15 protein-coding genes are annotated in these 16,613 nt (G+C 70.7%); 8 read left to right on the top strand and 7 right to left on the bottom strand.

The genetic code is table 11. The features are described from left to right. Positions 1 to 76 precede the first annotated feature (76 nt). Together FZO89_RS09430 and FZO89_RS09425 are read left to right on the top strand one after the other, a co-directional pair. Complete coding sequence (locus tag FZO89_RS09430; protein ID WP_149103010.1) at positions 77 to 1,405, top strand: DNA recombination protein RmuC; 1,329 nt, start codon at positions 77 to 79, stop codon at positions 1,403 to 1,405. A 97-nt stretch (positions 1,406 to 1,502) separates the two neighbouring features. Then, positions 1,503 to 2,648: a M23 family metallopeptidase gene (locus FZO89_RS09425; protein ID WP_149103009.1), complete on the top strand. Its 1,146-nt coding sequence runs from the start codon at positions 1,503 to 1,505 to the stop codon at positions 2,646 to 2,648. A gap of 18 nt (positions 2,649 to 2,666) precedes the next feature. Here FZO89_RS09425 and FZO89_RS09420 read toward each other — a convergent pair whose 3' ends face one another. From FZO89_RS09420 to FZO89_RS09390, 7 genes are all read right to left on the bottom strand, one after another. Beyond that, positions 2,667 to 3,764 carry an MlaA family lipoprotein gene (locus FZO89_RS09420; RefSeq protein WP_149103008.1) on the bottom strand — a complete coding sequence of 366 codons (1,098 nt, stop codon included), beginning with the start codon at positions 3,762 to 3,764 and terminating at the stop codon, positions 2,667 to 2,669. A 36-nt stretch (positions 3,765 to 3,800) separates the two neighbouring features. Then, complete coding sequence (locus FZO89_RS09415) at positions 3,801 to 4,088, bottom strand: STAS domain-containing protein (RefSeq protein WP_149103007.1); 288 nt, start codon at positions 4,086 to 4,088, stop codon at positions 3,801 to 3,803. Next, positions 4,088 to 4,759 carry an MlaC/ttg2D family ABC transporter substrate-binding protein gene (locus FZO89_RS09410; protein ID WP_149103006.1) on the bottom strand — a complete coding sequence of 224 codons (672 nt, stop codon included), beginning with the start codon at positions 4,757 to 4,759 and terminating at the stop codon, positions 4,088 to 4,090. The genes FZO89_RS09415 and FZO89_RS09410 overlap by 1 nt, the downstream gene beginning before the upstream one ends. Beyond that, on the bottom strand, positions 4,756 to 5,310 hold the full coding sequence (gene mlaD / locus FZO89_RS09405; RefSeq protein WP_149103005.1) for an outer membrane lipid asymmetry maintenance protein MlaD: 555 nt from the start codon (positions 5,308 to 5,310) through the stop codon (positions 4,756 to 4,758). The genes FZO89_RS09410 and mlaD overlap by 4 nt, the downstream gene beginning before the upstream one ends. Positions 5,311 to 5,587: 277 nt before the next feature. Next, on the bottom strand, positions 5,588 to 6,337 hold the full coding sequence (locus tag FZO89_RS09400; protein WP_149103004.1) for an MlaE family lipid ABC transporter permease subunit: 750 nt from the start codon (positions 6,335 to 6,337) through the stop codon (positions 5,588 to 5,590). Continuing rightward, complete coding sequence (locus FZO89_RS09395) at positions 6,337 to 7,131, bottom strand: ABC transporter ATP-binding protein (RefSeq protein WP_425480465.1); 795 nt, start codon at positions 7,129 to 7,131, stop codon at positions 6,337 to 6,339. The genes FZO89_RS09400 and FZO89_RS09395 overlap by 1 nt, the downstream gene beginning before the upstream one ends. Positions 7,132 to 7,400: 269 nt before the next feature. Further along, complete coding sequence (locus FZO89_RS09390; RefSeq protein ID WP_149103003.1) at positions 7,401 to 8,645, bottom strand: citrate synthase family protein; 1,245 nt, start codon at positions 8,643 to 8,645, stop codon at positions 7,401 to 7,403. Between the two features lie 110 nt (positions 8,646 to 8,755). Between FZO89_RS09390 and prpB the strand changes: the two genes are divergently transcribed. From prpB to prpF, 6 genes are all read left to right on the top strand, one after another. Further along, positions 8,756 to 9,655 (top strand): methylisocitrate lyase, encoded by a 900-nt coding sequence (prpB, locus tag FZO89_RS09385; protein ID WP_149103002.1) that lies wholly within the window; start codon positions 8,756 to 8,758, stop codon positions 9,653 to 9,655. A gap of 192 nt (positions 9,656 to 9,847) precedes the next feature. Continuing rightward, positions 9,848 to 11,005: a bifunctional 2-methylcitrate synthase/citrate synthase gene (gene prpC / locus FZO89_RS09380; protein WP_149103001.1), complete on the top strand. Its 1,158-nt coding sequence runs from the start codon at positions 9,848 to 9,850 to the stop codon at positions 11,003 to 11,005. 165 nt (positions 11,006 to 11,170) lie between these two features. Next, positions 11,171 to 13,789 carry a Fe/S-dependent 2-methylisocitrate dehydratase AcnD gene (gene acnD, locus FZO89_RS09375; protein WP_149103000.1) on the top strand — a complete coding sequence of 873 codons (2,619 nt, stop codon included), beginning with the start codon at positions 11,171 to 11,173 and terminating at the stop codon, positions 13,787 to 13,789. Positions 13,790 to 14,031: 242 nt separating this feature from the next. Then, complete coding sequence (locus FZO89_RS09370) at positions 14,032 to 14,496, top strand: SRPBCC family protein (RefSeq protein WP_149102999.1); 465 nt, start codon at positions 14,032 to 14,034, stop codon at positions 14,494 to 14,496. 377 nt (positions 14,497 to 14,873) lie between these two features. Further along, entirely contained in the window at positions 14,874 to 15,275 is a 402-nt protein-coding gene (locus FZO89_RS09365; RefSeq protein WP_149102998.1) for a rhodanese-like domain-containing protein, read from the top strand. Between the two features lie 120 nt (positions 15,276 to 15,395). Then, on the top strand, positions 15,396 to 16,580 hold the full coding sequence (gene prpF, locus FZO89_RS09360; protein ID WP_149102997.1) for a 2-methylaconitate cis-trans isomerase PrpF: 1,185 nt from the start codon (positions 15,396 to 15,398) through the stop codon (positions 16,578 to 16,580). Positions 16,581 to 16,613: the final 33 nt, after the last annotated feature.

Raw genomic sequence — 16,613 nt, 5'->3', positions numbered from 1 at the left:
GGGACCGGCGCGCTCGGCGTCGCAGCCCAGCTCTCGCGGCGCATGCCCTGAGACGCCGCCCGGCTAAACTGCCGGCATGGACCAGGAGACGCTGCTTTGGCTGTTGTGCGGGATGGGACTGGTGGCGCTGGCGCTGCTGGTCGTGCTGTTGCTGCGCCGCCCGGAGGCGCGCCTGGAGCAGGCGCTGCGCGAGGAACAGCGCGACGGCCGCGCGGAACTGCGCCAGCAGCTCGACAGCCTTTCCGCCTCGCAGGAGCAGCGGATCGATGCGTTCGGGCGCCGGCTCGACGACCTCGCCACCCGCACCGACCAGCGCCTGGACGTGCTGCGCGAGGCGCTGACCGACGACGCGCGCAAGGCGCGCTCCGAAACCGCGGAACTGCACCAGCGCTTCGAGTCCGCGCTCGGGCAGCGGCTGGCCGAGCTGACCCAGCGCAACGAACAGCGCATCGGCGAGATGCGCGCCACGCTCGAACAGCAGCTGCAGCGGCTGCAGGCCGACAACGCCGAGAAGCTCGAACAGATGCGCGCGACCGTGGACGAAAAATTGCAGTCGACGCTGGAAACGCGCCTCGGGCAGTCGTTCCGGCTGGTGTCCGAGCGCCTGGAACAGGTGCAGCGCGGCCTGGGCGAGATGCAGCAGCTGGCGACCGGCGTGGGCGACCTCAAGCGCGTGCTGACCAACGTCAAGACCCGCGGCATCTTCGGCGAGGTACAGCTGGGCGCGCTGCTCGAACAGGTGCTGACGATCGAGCAGTACGCCTGCAACGTCGCCACCGTGCCGGGCAGCAGCGAGCGGGTGGAATTCGCGGTGCGCCTGCCGGGCAGCCACGACACGCCGATCCTGCTGCCGATCGACGCCAAGTTCCCGCGCGAGGATTACGAGCGCCTGCTCGATGCCCAGGACCGCGTCGACGTCGACGCGGTGAATGTCGCATCCATCGGGCTGGAGCGGCAGGTGAAGCTGGAGGCGCGACGGATCCGCGACAAGTACCTCGCGCCGCCGCACACCACCGATTTCGCGCTGCTGTTCCTGCCGACCGAGGGCCTGTACGCCGAAGTGCTGCGCCGGCCGGGCCTGTTCGAGGTGCTGCAGCGCGAGTTCCGCGTCACCCTGGTCGGGCCGACCACGCTGCTGGCGCTGCTCAACAGCCTGCAGATGGGCTTCCGCACGCTGGCGATCGAGAAGCGTTCCAGCGAAGTGTGGCAGCTGCTGGGCACGGTGAAGTCGGAGTTCGGCAAGTTCGCCACGGTGCTGGAGAAGGCCAACTCGCAGCTCGACACCGTGCAGAACAGCATCAAGCAGGCCGGCGTGCGCACCCGCGCGATCGAACGCCAGCTCAAGGGCGTGGAGTCGTTGCCCGGCACCGAAGACGCGCCGCCGCTGCTGGATGCCGACGACTGAGGCGCCTTTGCGCGGACGCGGCGGACCGACTTCCGGCACGTGAAACCGCCGGCCCTTCGCACGACACTCCAGGGCAGGCCATCGCGGGAGACCCGGCATGCGTGGACGCCGCAGCTGCATCCGGTTCGCCGGAGTCGTGCTCGCATGGCTGGCGCTGGCCGGCCACGCAGCCGCTGAGCGCGAGTCGTTCGAACTGCGGGTGCCGCTGGCGCCGGCGCCGGTCGCGTCGGAAGGGCGCGTGCGCCTGTTCTACGAACTGCATCTGACCAACTTCTCCCGCGAACCGCTGGTGCCGGTGGCGATCGACGTGCGTGGCGACGACGATCTCCCGCTGGCGTCGTACACGGGGACGACGCTTGCCGCCAGGCTGGGGGCCGCGGTCCCGGTCGCCGGAGCCACCGACTCCACCGCGATCGCCCCCGGTGCGCGCAAGGTGCTGTACCTCGAACTCGACCTGGCGCCGGACGCGGTGCCGGCACGCCTGCACCATCGCGTGAGTTACCGGGTGGACGGCACGGACGCGATCGCCCACGCGGACGGTGGCGGGGTCGCGCCCGATCCACGTCCCGCGCCTGTGCTCGGCCCGCCGCTGCGCGGCGGACCCTGGGCGGCGGTGTTCGACCCGGCCTGGCCGCGCGGGCATCGCCGCGTGTTCTACGCGGTGGAAGGACGCGCGACCCTGCCCGGGCGTTTCGCGATCGACCTGGTCAAGCTCGATGCGGACGGCCGCCTGGCCACCGGCGATGCGGACGTGGTGCGTAACGCGCACGCCCATGGCGAAGCCGTGCTGGCGGTGGCGGATGCGACCGTGGCCGCGGTGCGCGGAGACTATCCGGAAGCCGCGCGCATCTCGCAGAACGGCCGGCATCCGCTGTCGGCAGGCAGCGGCAACTACGTGGTACTGGCGCTGGGCGACGGCCGCCACGCGGTCTACGAGCACCTGCGCCCGGGCAGCCTGAAGGTCGAGGCCGGGCGGCGGGTGCGGCGCGGCGAGGTGATCGGCGAAGTCGGCTACAGCGGCAGCGGCAACTGGCCGCACCTGCATTTCCACGTGGCCGACGCCGCCTCGCTGCTCGGCGCCGAGGGACTGCCGTTCGCGTTCGAAGGGTTCAGCGTGCTCGGGCGCTATGCCGACATCGAAGCGCTGGGCGAGCGGCCGTGGACGCCGCGTGCCGATCCCGCGACCGCGGTGCGCCGGCACGAGCGTCCCGCCGACAACAGCGTGCTGCGGTTTCCCGACTGATCTTCCGCGACGCGCCGGTCAGGGCGTCGGCGACAGCGGCACCACCGGCATCACGTCCACCGGGACGGTCGGATTGGCGTGGTCTTCGCGCAGGTAGTCCGGCAGTTCGTCGTCGTCCTCCTGCGGGCTGCGGCGGTCGGCCTGGATCTGGTAGTTGCGGCGCTGCAACCAGGCATCGCGCACCAGCGCGTACTCGTCGGTGGCGCCCTCGCGCATGCCGTCGAGGGCGAACAGCTGGGTGCGCAGGTCGACCAGTTGCAGGCCCTGCAGGAAGATGCGGGTGCCGTCGTCCTCGACCTGCCGGATCGGCGACAGCGGCGCGTCGCCGACCAGGCCGAAGGTGTCGCGCAGGGTGCGTGGGCCGAACAGCGGCAGTTCGACATAACGCGAATTCTTCCAGCCCCAGACGCCGAGGGTCTGGCCGAAGTCCTCGCTGCGGTTGGGGATGTTGGCGGCCGAGGCCGGGTCGAACAGGCCGCCGATACCGAGCGTGCTGTTGAGCAGGAAGCGGCCGAGCGACTGCCCCGCCTGTCCCGGCCGGCCCTGCAGCAGCGCATTGAGCGCGCTCACCGGCTGGCCGAGGTTGTTGAAGAAGTTGCCCACGCCCAGCCGCACCGGACGCGGCACCACCTTGACGTAGGCGCGCGCCAGCGGTGTGGCGATGGTGCGGTCGACGGCGTTGTTGAAGCGGTGGACCTTGCGGTTCCACTTCTCCCACGGGTCGTAGCTGGCGGGCAGCTGCGCCGGTGCGGGCAGGGTGGGATCGGCGACCGGATCGTAGGGCGTCGCCCCGTAGATCGCGGCGTAGTCGAGTTCGGCCTGGGTGGGGGGCTCGCCGGCGGGCATGGCGGCGTCCGTCGAACCGTCGGCATCGGCGGCTGGCATGACCCCGCCGGAAAGTGGCGCCGGGGCCGCGGACAGCTCGCCCGCGGCAGGCGTCGTGGGCGCGGGTTCGCCGGACTCGCCGAAGGTGGCGGCGCCGGCGACCGGGCTCTCCGAGGGCGCGATCGTCACCGCATCGTTCGCGGCATCGCGGGTGCCGCCGCTGCCGGCGCAGGCGGCGAGCAGCAACGGCAGCAGGAGGACAGACAGGCGCAGGCGGGGGGTCGGCGTCATCTTTGGCGATCCGTCGGACGTATCAGCGCGCGGGCGTCATGCCTGCGCGAAGGACAGGGCGGGAGAGAGGCGGTAGGCGCGTCGCAGGCCGTCGAGTCCGGGAGGATCGCCGGCGACGGACACGCCACCGCTACGTTGCGCGAGTTCCACCAGCAGCGCAAGGCCGGCGCTGTCGACCGACGACACCGCCGACAGATCGAAGCGTTGCGCCTGCGGCAACAGGCCCAGCGCCTGCGGCCACAGCGCGGCCACCGCCTCGCGGGTCAGCGCGCCGGCGAATGCGAGCGCGTCGCCGTCGCGACGCACGGTGGCCGCTGTCGCCATCAGTCGGTGCTCGCGTCCACCGCCAGCTGGCCGCTGCGCAGCTGCTGCGTGACCTGTGCGATCGACTTGCGCTGCAACTCGGCGTCGAACTGCTGGCGGAAGGTCTGCACGAACGACACGCCCTCGACCATCACGTCGAACACGCGCCAGCCGCTGCCGGCGCGGCGCATCAGGTAGTCGACCGGGATCGGCTCGCCGCCCTGGCGCACCAGCTCGCTCGATACCTTCACCCCGAGCCCGCGCGGCAGCGCCGTCTCGGACTTGATGCGGACCTGCAGGCGGGTGTTGAAGTCGATCAGCGAGGAGCCGTAGCGGCGCATCAGGTTGTCGGCGAGGGCATCGCCGAAGGCCTTGATGTCGGCATCGGAAGCGCCGCGGCCGTGGCGGCCGAGCACCTGGCGCGCGGCATAGTCGCGGTCGAACATGGTCTCGAACTCGCCGCTCACGAAGCGCTGCAGCGCGGCGCGGTCGGCGGCGAACTCGGAGCGGCGTGCCTCGATCGTCTCCAGCACGCGGCGGGTGTTCTCGAGCACGAGTTCGCTCGGGGAGCCCTGCATGGTGGCGGGGGCCGGGGCGGCTGCCGGAGCCTGGGCGAAGGACAGCACCGGCGCGGCGGCGGACAGGCTCGCAGCGAGCGCGAGCACGAGCAACTTGCGGATGGGGGTGTTCATGGGGTCGTTCCTTCTTCGGGAGCGGGTGTCTCGGGGGATGCGGCGGGCGCAACGTCGCCGGACGTGGGGGGCGGAGGCGCGGCTTCGTCTTCGCCGCCGCCGCTGAACATGTACTTGCCGACCATCTGCATCAGGTCGACGGCCGGGGTGGTGAATGCGATCTCCTCGCCGGGCTTGAGCGACTCCAGGTCGCCGCCCGGCTGCAGGCCGATGTAGCTCTCGCCGAGCAGGCCGCCGGTGAGGATGCCGGCCGAGGTGTCGATCGGGATCTCGGCGAAGCGGCTGTCGATGGCGAGCGTGACGATGGAATCGAACTTCAGCGGATCGAGGTCGATCCCCGCCACGCGACCGACGGTCACGCCGCCGATCTTGACCGGCGCGTTCGGGCGCAGCTGGCCGACCTGGGTGAAACGCGCGACCAGCTCGTAGCTGTCGCGGGCGAAGCCGAACCGGCCGTTGGTGGAGGCGATCGCCAGCACCAGCAGCGAGCCCAGCGCCAGCACCAGAAAGGCGCCGACGGCGAATTCGAGACGGGGTCCGCGTGTGCTCATGAATGGATCTCCGGAACCTGACGGTCGTCCCGCGCATATCTGTCATCCCGAGCGCAGCGAGGGATCCGGCCATGCCGATGCGGAAAACGGGATCCCTCGCTGCGCTCGGGATGACAGCGGCAAATGCCGGGATGACAGCGGCAAATGCCGGGGCGACGGCGGCAGATGCCGGGGTGGCGGCGAGTGGGCATTGTCGGGGGGCTCGTCTGAATGAACCGCGATGGGTGTGAATGGGCCACGGTGGTCATGAATGAAGCGGGATGGGCGGGCTCTTCGGCTATCGGAACAGGAACGCCGACAGCACGAAGTTGAACATCAGCACCAGCAGCGAGGCGTTCACGACCGCGCGGGTGGTCGCCACCGAGGTGCCCTCGATCGTCGGCTCGGCGTGGTAACCCACGTACGAGGCCACCAGCGCCGCGGTGCCGCCGAACACCGCCGCCTTGACGAAGGCGGGCACGAAGTCGTCGTGGAAATCGACCGAATCCTTCATCGTCTGCCAGAACATGCCGTTGTCGATGCCCAGCACCTGCACCGCCTGGAACCAGCTGGCGGCGATCGCGAAGCTGGCGAAGAAGCCGACCAGCAGCGGCACCGTCAGCACCGCCGCCCAGAAGCGCGGTGCCACCGCCTTGGCCACCGGGTCGATGCCCATCAGCCCGAGCGCGGTGATCTGGTCGGTGGCGCGCATCAGGCCCAGTTCGGCCGCGATCGAACTGCCCGCGCGACCGACGAACAGCAGCGCGGTCAGCACCGGCGCCAGTTCGCGGTACAGGCCCAGGCCGATCAGCACGCTGACCTGGTTGGAAGCGCCGTAGGTCTCGAGCGCACGGAAGCCCAGCAGGGTCAGCGACAGGCCGACGAAGGCGCCGCCGACCGCGATGATCGGCAGCGAGCGCGCGCCGACCTTGTAGATCTCGCGCACGAGTTCGGTGAAGAAGTCGGCGGTGGGCTTCGACGCGCGCAGCACCGAGAGCGAGAACAGCCCGCCGCGCCCGACCGAGCGGATGGCCTGGGCCAGCGCCATCACGCCGCCTCCGCGCGCGGGCTGCTGTCGAACGCGATCGGCCCGTCCGGCTTGCCCTGCAGGAACTGCTGCACCAGGAGATCCCCGCTCGCCTGCAGTTCGCCGGGCGTGCCGGAATAGACGACGCGGCCGTTGGCGATCACCACCGCGCGGTCGGCGATCGGCAGGGTCTCGTGCACATGGTGGGTGACGATGATGCTGGTCAGGCCGAGGCGGTCGTTGAGTTCCGAGATCAGGTTGATGATCACGCCCGAGGCGATCGGGTCGAGCCCGGTGAGCGGTTCGTCGTAGATCATCAGCGGCGGGTCGAGTGCGATCGCGCGCGCCAGTGCGACCCGGCGCGCCATGCCGCCGGACAGTTCGCGCGGATAGGCGTCGGCGGCGGCGCGCAGGCCCACCGCATGCAGCTTCATCTCAACCAGCCGGTCGATCACCGCGCGCGGCAGCCGGGTGTGGGTGCGCAGCGGCAGGGCGATGTTCTCGGCGGCGGTGAGGTCGGTGAGCAGGCCGTTGCCCTGCAGCAGCACGCCGATGCTCCTGCGCAACGCCAGCAGCGCACGCTGCTGGCGGGGCACCGGCTGGCCCAGTACCTCGACCGTGCCGGCGGCGGGCACCAGTTCGCCGGTCAGCGCCGCGAGCAGGGTCGACTTGCCGCTGCCCGAAGGCCCGAGCACGGCGGTGATGCTGCCACGCGGCACCTCGAGGTCGAGGCCGGACAGGATGGTCCGGGTACCGCGGTCCAGGCGGACCCCGGCAAGGCGCACGGCGGGGGCGTCGTTGGCGTCGATGGGCATGGGGGACACAGGGGAGTCCGCTAGGACCGGCAAGCGCGACAGCATCGCCAACGGCGGCTGAACCTGGCCGGAGTCACTGAACCGGAAGGTACAGGAATGCCGGCGCGGGTAAGTGTGCCGATGGTGGGGGTGTGCGAGGCCGGGGTGACACGCGGCAACCGGCCCAGGTCGGGCCCGCCGATGGCCCAGGACGGCGCCGAGCTCGTGCGGGGCTGGTTGCAGAGCGTCGAGGCGACCAGGCTGGAAGTCTCGGCCCGCCGGCCTCCCGGTCAGCCCGGCGGCGGGTCGTCCGCCGCCTCCGGCACCACCCCCACGTACTGCGCGCGCGGCCGGATCAGGCGGCCGCGGTCCTGCTGCTCCTGGGCGTGGGCGAGCCAACCCGCCAGGCGGCCGGCGGCGAACAGCACCAGCGCCGGCGCCGGCCCGAGTCCGTGCACATGGCAGAGCGCGGCGAGCATGCCGTCGATGTTGGGCAGCCGGCCGCTGCTCTCGGCCGCCGCGGCAACCAGCGCCTCGACCTCGCCCATGCGCGGGTTGTCCGCGCAGCGCGCGCGCAGCATCGCCAGCAGTTCGGCGCCACGCGGGTCGCCATCGGGATAGAGCACGTGGTGGAAGCCGGGGAGTTCGTCGCCGCGCTGCCAGCGTTCGTGGACCAGGGCCCCTGGCGAGCGTGCCTCGGCGCCATCGGCGAGCAGGGCGTACGCACGCGCGGTGGCGCCGCCATGGCGTGGTCCGGACAGCGCGGCCAGGCCTGCGCAGACGGTGGCGTGCAGGTGCGCGCCGGTGGACGCGACCACGCGCGCGGCGAAGGCGGAGACGTTGAGCTCGTGGTCGGCGCACAGCACCAGGGCGGCGCGGACGAGTTCGGCGAACGCGGCATCGCCCGGCCGCCAGGCATCGGCCAGCAACTGGTGCACCGGGCGCGCGTCGGGCGTGCCGGCGACCAGCAGCGCGGCGTTCTGGCGCAACAGGGTGGCGGCGATGCGGCGCTTGATCGCCGGTGCGGCGTTGAGGGTATGGCGCTGGTCGACGGCCAGCAGCGGGATCGCCGCCATCGCCCGTTCCAGCGGCGGCAGCGTCGCGTCGGTGGCCAGCGGCGCCACCCGCGCCGGCCAGCCCTCGGCGGGCGGCGGGTCGAAGGGATCGAGTTCGCCGCAATCCCACAGCAGGCGCGCGGCATCCTCCAGCGTGGCCCCGGCGCGGACCAGCGCCACCGCCGGGCGGCCGCGGTAGCAGGGCCCGTCGGGACGGATCAGCGAGATCGCGGTTTCCATCACCGGCAGGCCGCGGTCGAGGCTCTGCGCCGCCCCCCGCGCCGCGCCGCGCCCGGCCTGCTTGCGCTGCGCGAGGCGCTCGACGTCGCGGCGCAGGTACACCCGGCTGCGATGGTCGGGGCCGGGCCGCGACTCGATCAGGCCGCGGCTGACGTAGGCGTACAGCGTCGACGCGCTGATCCCGAGTACGGCACAGGCCTCGGGGGCGGGGATCAGCTCGGCGTCGGCAGGCGTGTGCATCGGCAGGCTCGTCGGAAAACAGGTTGATCTGTCCGATCAAGATTGATCAACCCGAAGAAGAGTGCCACATTGCGCGGCATCCGGGAATCCCGCCGCCAGACCCGCCGCCGATGAGCCACGATCCCGCCGCCGTCCCCGCGTCACCGGGTGCAAGGTTCCGCGCCGCCCTCGCCGCCGAATCGCCGCTGCAGGTGGTCGGCGCGATCAACGCCAACCACGCCCTCCTCGCGCAGCGGGCCGGCTACCGCGCGATCTACCTGTCGGGTGGCGGCGTGGCCGCGGGGTCGCTGGGCCTGCCCGACCTCGGCATCAACACGCTCGAGGACGTGCTGGTCGACGTGCGCCGCATCACCGACGTCTGCCCGCTGCCGCTGCTGGTCGACATCGACACCGGCTTCGGCCCCAGCGCATTCAACATCGAGCGCACGGTGAAGTCGCTGATCAAGGCCGGCGCGGCCGCCTGCCACATCGAGGACCAGGTCGGCGCCAAGCGCTGCGGCCATCGCCCGGGCAAGGAGATCGTGTCGCAGGGCGAGATGGTCGACCGGGTCAAGGCCGCCGCGGATGCGAAGACCGATCCGGACTTCTTCCTGATCGCGCGCACCGATGCGATCCAGGTCGACGGCGTGGACGCCGCGATCGCCCGCGCCGTCGCCTGCGTGGAGGCGGGGGCGGACGGCATCTTCGCCGAGGCCGCCTACGACCTCGAGACGTACCGCCGGTTCGTGGATGCGGTGCAGGTGCCGGTGCTGGCCAACATCACCGAGTTCGGCAAGACCCCGCTGTTCACGCGCGAGGAACTGGCGTCGGCCGGCGTGGCGATCCAGCTCTACCCGCTGTCCGCGTTCCGCGCCATGAACAAGGCCGCGGAGACCGTATACGAGGCGATCCGCCGCGACGGCCACCAGCAGGCGGTGGTCGGGATGATGCAGACGCGCGAGGAACTGTACGAACGCATCGGCTACCACGCCTTCGAGCGCAAGCTCGACGCGCTGTTCCGGAAGCCATGAGCGCGACGCGACCGACGCGCAAGGGCGCGTGGTCGGCCGGCGGGCCGGACACGAAGGGGGCGTGTCCGGTGCCCTCCGGCACGTTGCGGCGCGGCCCGCGGGCCGCTTCCTTCCTTCCAACGCAGCGCCCCGCGGCAAGCGGACATCGCCGCCGGCGCGCGCAATGCACACAGGCCGTCCCAGGAGCACCCCATGAGCCAAGCCAATCCCGCCACGCCGTTCAAGCCGAAGAAGTCGGTGGCGCTGTCCGGCACCGCCGCCGGCAACACCGCGTTGTGCACCGTCGGCCGCACCGGCAACGACCTGGCCTACCGCGGCTACGACATCCTCGACCTCGCGACCACGTCCGAGTTCGAGGAGATCGCGCACCTGCTGGTGCACGGCACGCTGCCGAGCGCGAGCGAGCTTCGCGGCTACAAGGCGAAGCTGAAGTCGCTGCGCGGGCTGCCGGCCGCGGTCAAGGCCGCGCTGGAGGAGCTGCCCGCCTCGGCGCACCCGATGGACGTGATGCGTACCGGCGTGTCGGTGCTGGGCTGCGTGCTGCCGGAACCGGCGGACCACAACCACCCCGCCGCGCGCGACATCGCCGACAGGCTGATGGCCAGCCTCGGCTCGATGCTGCTGTACTGGTACCACTGGAGCCACAACGGCCGCGTCGTCGACGTGGAGACCGACGACGACTCCATCGGCGGCCACTTCCTGCACCTGCTGCACGGCCATCCGCCGAAGGACAGCTGGGTGCGGGCGATGCACACCTCGCTGATCCTCTACGCCGAGCACGAGTTCAACGCCTCCACCTTCGCCGCCCGCGTGATCGCCGGCACCGGCTCGGACATGTACAGCGCGATCGCCGGCGGCATCGGCGCACTGCGCGGTCCGAAGCATGGCGGCGCGAACGAGGTCGCGTTCGAGATCCAGAAGCGCTACGCGAATCCGGACGAGGCCGAGGCCGACATCCGCGAGCGGGTGGCGCGCAAGGAAGTGGTGATCGGCTTCGGCCATCCGGTGTACACGGTGTCGGATCCGCGCAACCAGGTGATCAAGCAGGTGGCGAAGGACCTGTCGGAGGAAGCCGGCAGCAGGAAGATGTTCGACATCGCCGAGCGGCTCGAAAGCGTGATGTGGGACGCCAAGAAGATGTTCCCCAACCTCGACTGGTTCAGCGCCGTCAGCTACCACATGATGGGCGTGCCCACCGCGATGTTCACGCCGCTGTTCGTGATCTCGCGCACCAGCGGCTGGAGCGCGCACGTGATCGAGCAGCGCATCGACGGCAAGATCATCCGCCCGAGCGCGAACTACACCGGTCCGGAGGACCAGGCCTACGTGCCGATCGACCAGCGCGGCTGAGCCCTTGTCTTTTCCCTCTCCCGCCTGCGGGAGAGGGGCAGGGGTGAGGGCAGCAGGTCGCGATGCGTCTGCCGCGCCTCCGGCGCGTCCTCATCCGCCCTTCGGGCACCTTCTCCCGCAAGCGGGAGAAGGGAACATCGAAAGACAGCAGTGAACCGAATCGCCATGAACAACCAGCATCGCAAGCCTCTTTCCGGGACGCAACTCGACTGGTTCGATGCGCGCGAAGCCGTCGAGGCGATCCGTCCCGGCGCTTGGGCGGCGTTGCCGTACACCGCACGCGTGCACGCCGAGAACATCGTGCGTCGCGCGGATCCCGCGCGCATCGACGACTACCTCGTGCAGCTGGTCGAACGCCGCCGCGACCTCGACTTCCCCTGGTTCCCGGCGCGCGTGGTCTGCCACGACATCCTCGGCCAGACCGCGCTGGTCGACCTGGCCGGCCTGCGCGACGCGATCGCGGAGCAGGGCGGCGATCCGGCCCGGGTCAATCCCGTGGTACCGGTGCAGCTGATCGTCGACCACTCGCTGTCGGTGGAATGCGGCGGCAGCGATCCGGATGCCTTCGCCGGCAACCGCGCGATCGAGGACCGCCGCAACGCCGACCGCTTCCACTTCATCGACTGGACGAAGCGTGCGTTCCGCAACGTCGACGTGATCCCGCCGGGCAACGGGATCATGCACCAGATCAACCTGGAGAAGATGTCGCCGGTGGTGTACGTGCAGGAGGGCGTGGCCTTCCCGGACACCTGCGTCGGCACCGACAGCCACACCCCGCACGTCGACGCGCTGGGCGTGATCGCGGTCGGCGTCGGCGGGCTCGAGGCCGAGAACGTGATGCTCGGTCGCGCCTCGTGGATGCGCACGCCGGACATGGTCGGCGTGGAACTCGCCGGCAGACCCGCGCCGGGCATCACCGCCACCGACGTGGTGCTGGCGCTGACCGAATTCCTGCGCCAGCAGAAGGTGGTCGGCGCCTATCTCGAGTTCCGCGGACCGGGCGCGGCGGCGCTGACCGTCGGCGACCGCGCCACGATCTCGAACATGGCGCCCGAGTACGGCGCGACCGCGGCGATGTTCTTCATCGACGACAACACCCTCGACTACCTGCGCCTGACCGGCCGCGAGGACGCGCAGGTCGCACTGGTGGAAACCTACGCGAAGGCCGCCGGCCTGTGGGCCGACGACCTGGCGCAGGCGCGCTACGAGCGAACCCTGCACTTCGACCTGTCGAGCGTGGTGCGCAACATGGCCGGCCCGTCGAACCCGCACCGGCGGCTGCCGACCAGCGCGCTGGCCGAGCGCGGCATCGCCGACGCCGGCAAGCGCGACGCCGGCGTGGCCGGCGAAGCGCAGGGCCTGATGCCCGACGGCGCGGTGATCATCGCGGCGATCACCAGCTGCACCAATACCTCAAACCCGCGCAACGTCATCGCCGCCGGCCTGCTGGCGCGCAACGCCAACGCGAAAGGGCTGTTGCGCAAGCCCTGGGTCAAGAGCTCGCTCGCGCCGGGCTCGAAGGCGGTGCAGCTGTACCTGGAGGAAGCCGGCCTGCTCGGCGAGCTCGAACGCCTCGGCTTCGGCATCGTCGGCTTCGCCTGCACCACCTGCAACGGAATGAGCGGCGCGCTCGATCCCGCGATCCAGAAGGAGATCGTCGAGCGCGACCTGTATTCGGTGGCGGTGCTCTCGGGCAACCGCAACTTCGACGGCCGCATCCATCCCCATGCGAAGCAGGCCTTCCTCGCCTCGCCGCCGCTGGTGATCGCCTACGCGATCGCCGGCACCATCCGCTTCGACATCGAGAAGGATGCGCTGGGGTTCGATGCCGAGGGAGAGCCGGTCACGCTCAAGGACCTGTGGCCGGACGACGCCGAGATCGACGCGGTGGTCAAGGCCAGCGTCAAGCCGGAACAGTATCGCCAGGTGTACGGGCCGATGTTCAAGCTGCAGGTCGACAGCGGCGAGCGGGTGAGCCCGCTGTACGACTGGCGCCCGCAATCCACCTACATCCGCCGCCCGCCGTACTGGGAGGGCGCGCTCGCCGGCGAACGCACGCTGCGCGGCTTGCGCGCGCTGGCGGTGCTGGGCGACAACATCACCACCGACCACCTCTCGCCTTCGAACGCGATCCAGGCCGCCAGCGCGGCCGGCGAGTACCTGGCGTCGATGGGCCTGCCGGAGGAGGACTTCAATTCCTACGCCACCCATCGCGGCGACCACCTCACCGCGCAACGCGCGACCTTCGCCAACCCGAAGCTGCTCAACGAGATGGTGCGCGACGCCGAGGGCAACGTGGTGCAGGGCTCGCTGGCGCGGATCGAGCCCGAGGGCGAGGTGGTGCGGATGTGGGAGGCGATCGAGACCTACATGCAGCGGCGCCAGCCGCTGCTGATCATCGCCGGCGCCGACTACGGCCAGGGCAGTTCGCGCGACTGGGCGGCCAAGGGCGTGCGCCTGGCGGGCGTGGAGGCGATCGTCGCCGAAGGCTTCGAGCGCATCCATCGCACCAACCTGGTGGGCATGGGCGTGCTGCCGCTGGAGTTCGAAGCCGGCACCACGCGGCTGACGCTCGGTATCGACGGCAGCGAGACCTTCGACGTGGTCGGCGCGCGCGCGCCGGGGTCGTCGATGACGCTGGTGATCCGCCGCAAGGATGGCGAGGCGGTGGAGGTGCCGGTGACCTGCCGCCTGGATTCCGACGAGGAACAGTCGATCTACGAAGCCGGCGGCGTGCTGCAGCGCTTCGCCCAGGACTTCCTGGCCCAGGCGAAGGCGGCGTAACCGGTAGCCCGGATAAGCGCAGCGCATCCGGGACCCCGCGCATGTCTCCGGTCGCGCATGTCGGATCGCGGGATGACGAAGGTGGTGCGTTCTATGGACGCACCGGACGACCGCCCCGGATGCGCTGCGCTTATCCGGGCTACGCGGGGAGGCGACGCCCCTTAATGGGGCATCGCACGGCGATGTCGAACGTGGGTATGCAGGTTCGTCGTGGCAAGACATCCACCCGCAAGGAGACGAGCATGAGCGATTCCACCACTACCGGCACCGTCCGCCTGCACCGCGTCCTGCGCGCGCCGCCCGAGCGCGTCTACCGCGCGTTCCTCGATGCCGGCGCAATGGTCAAGTGGCTGCCGCCGAACGGCTTCACCGCGACCATGCACGCGTTCGACCCGCGCGTCGGCGGCGGCTACCGGATGTCGTTCACAAATTTCGGCACCGGATCCAGCCACTCCTTCCGCGTGACCTACGTAGAGCTGGTGCCCAATGAACGCATCCGCCAGACCGATACCTTCGACAATCCCGGGCTGCCGGGCGAGATGCAGGTGACGGTGATCCTGAAGAAGAGCATCGCCGGCACCGAACTGCAGATCGAGCAGGCAGGCATCCCGGCCGCGATCCCGGTGGATTTCTGCTACATGGGCTGGCAGGAATCGCTGGACATGCTGGCGAGGCTGGTCGAGCCCGAGATTCCGGATGGTGCTTGAGGAAGTGGAAATACACGGGTCCTCTCCGATGTCACCCCGAGCGCAGCGAGGGGTCTGGCCGGGGCTGCAGCAGATCCCTCACTATGCTTGGGATGACAGGGGTTGTGATCGAGGCGACCATGTCCCGCATGTCCCGCCGAGGAGAGCGAGGGCCGGCCGCCTGAAGTGGATCGCGCGGGTCATCTCCGAATGTCACCCCGAGCGTAGTGAGGGGTCTGTCTCGGACTGCAGAGATCCCTCGCTACGCTCGGGATGACAGGGGGCTTGATGGCGCGGCCACCGGCGAGTTTCACATCGACGAAACACCCGAACCGACGAAGTATCCGCGCCAATGAAAGACCCGCACCAATGAACGTCCTGCACCAGGAGACAACGACATGGCACTGAAGCAGGGCGTCAAACAGCTGGTCGAGACGGCCAACGCGCGCATCACCACCCTTCCGGTCGCGGACGCCAGGGCATTGCTCGGCGACCCGGGCGTCGTGTTCGTCGACATCCGCGACGTGCGCGAGCTCGAGCGCGAGGGCATGGTGCCCGGCGCCTTCCACGCGCCGCGCGGCATGCTCGAGTTCTGGGTCGATCCGGATAGTCCCTACTTCAAGCCGGTGTTCGGCGAGCAGCGGCGCTTCGTGCTGTATTGCCAGTCCGGCTGGCGCTCGGCGCTGGCCACCGCGACGTTGCAGGACATGGGGCTGGCCGACGTGGCCCATGTCGCCGGCGGGTTCCACGCCTGGAAGGATGCGGGCGGCGAGGTCGCGCCGCGGCCTTCGCGGGCGTGATGCCGGAGAACCGCCCTTGCCCGGCACGCCGCGTACTGGATCGTCCGGCGCAGGATGCGTCGCAACCCACGCTCCGCACCCGCGCGCCGGACCGATGAACCTTCCATGGAACGCTTCGCCATGACCGACCAGCTCCGCATCCCCGCCACCTACATGCGCGGCGGCACCTCCAAGGGCGTGTTCTTCCGCCTCCAGGACCTGCCGGAGGCGGCGCGCGTGCCCGGCCCCGCGCGCGACGCGCTGCTGCTGCGGGTGATCGGCTCGCCCGATCCCTACGGCAAGCACACCGACGGCATGGGCGGGGCGACGTCGAGCACCAGCAAGTGCGTGATCGTCTCGAAGGCGACGGTGGCGGACCACGATGTCGACTACCTCTACGGCCAGGTGTCGATCGATTCGGCCTTCGTCGACTGGAGCGGCAACTGCGGCAACCTGTCGTCGGCGGTCGGGCCGTTCGCGATCGCGGGCGGCCTGCTCGATCCGGCGCGCGTGCCGGAGAACGGCACCTGCACGGTGCGCATCTGGCAGGCGAACATCGGCAAGACCATCGTGGCGCGCGTGCCCGTGGTCGACGGCCAGGTGCAGGAAACCGGCGATTTCGAACTCGACGGCGTGGCCTTCCCCGCGGCCGAGATCATGCTGGAGTTCCTCGCTCCGTCCGACGAGGGCGAGGCCGGCGGCGCGATGTTCCCCACCGGCCAACTGGTCGACACGCTGGACGTGCCCGGCATCGGCCCGCTGCGGGCGACGATGATCGCCGCCGGCATTCCCACCGTGTTCGTCGACGCCGCAGATCTCGGCTACGACGGCACCGAACTGCAGCCGGCGATCAACGACAACCCGGCGGCGCTGGCGAAGCTGGAAGCCATCCGCGTCGCCGGCGCGCTCCGCATGGGCCTGGTCCGCACGCCGGAGGAAGCGCTCAGGCGCCAGCACACGCCGAAGCTCGCGTTCGTCGCCCCGCCGAAAGACTACGTGTCGAGCAGCGGCAAACCGGTGGCCGCCAGCGACATCGACCTCAACGTGCGCGCGCTGTCGATGGGCAAGCTGCACCACGCGATGATGGGCACCGCCTCGGTCGCCATCGCCACCGCTGCCGCAATCCCGGGCACGCTGGTGAACCTCGCCGCGGGCGGGGGGCTGCGCGAGGCCGTGCGCTTCGGGCATCCCTCCGGCACCCTGCGCGTGGGTGCGGCGGTGGCGCAGGTCGACGGCCGCTGGACGGTGACGAAGGCGGTCATGTCGCGCTCGGCGCGGGTGCTGATGGAGGGTGCGGTGCGGGTGCCTGCGGACACGCTGGGCTGAGCGCCGTCGGCGCGCCCTCATCCGCCCCTTCGG

This window comes from Luteimonas viscosa, from assembly GCF_008244685.1.
GTDB lineage: Bacteria > Pseudomonadota > Gammaproteobacteria > Xanthomonadales > Xanthomonadaceae > Luteimonas > Luteimonas viscosa.
This window is presented reverse-complemented; position numbering and strand designations above follow the sequence as displayed.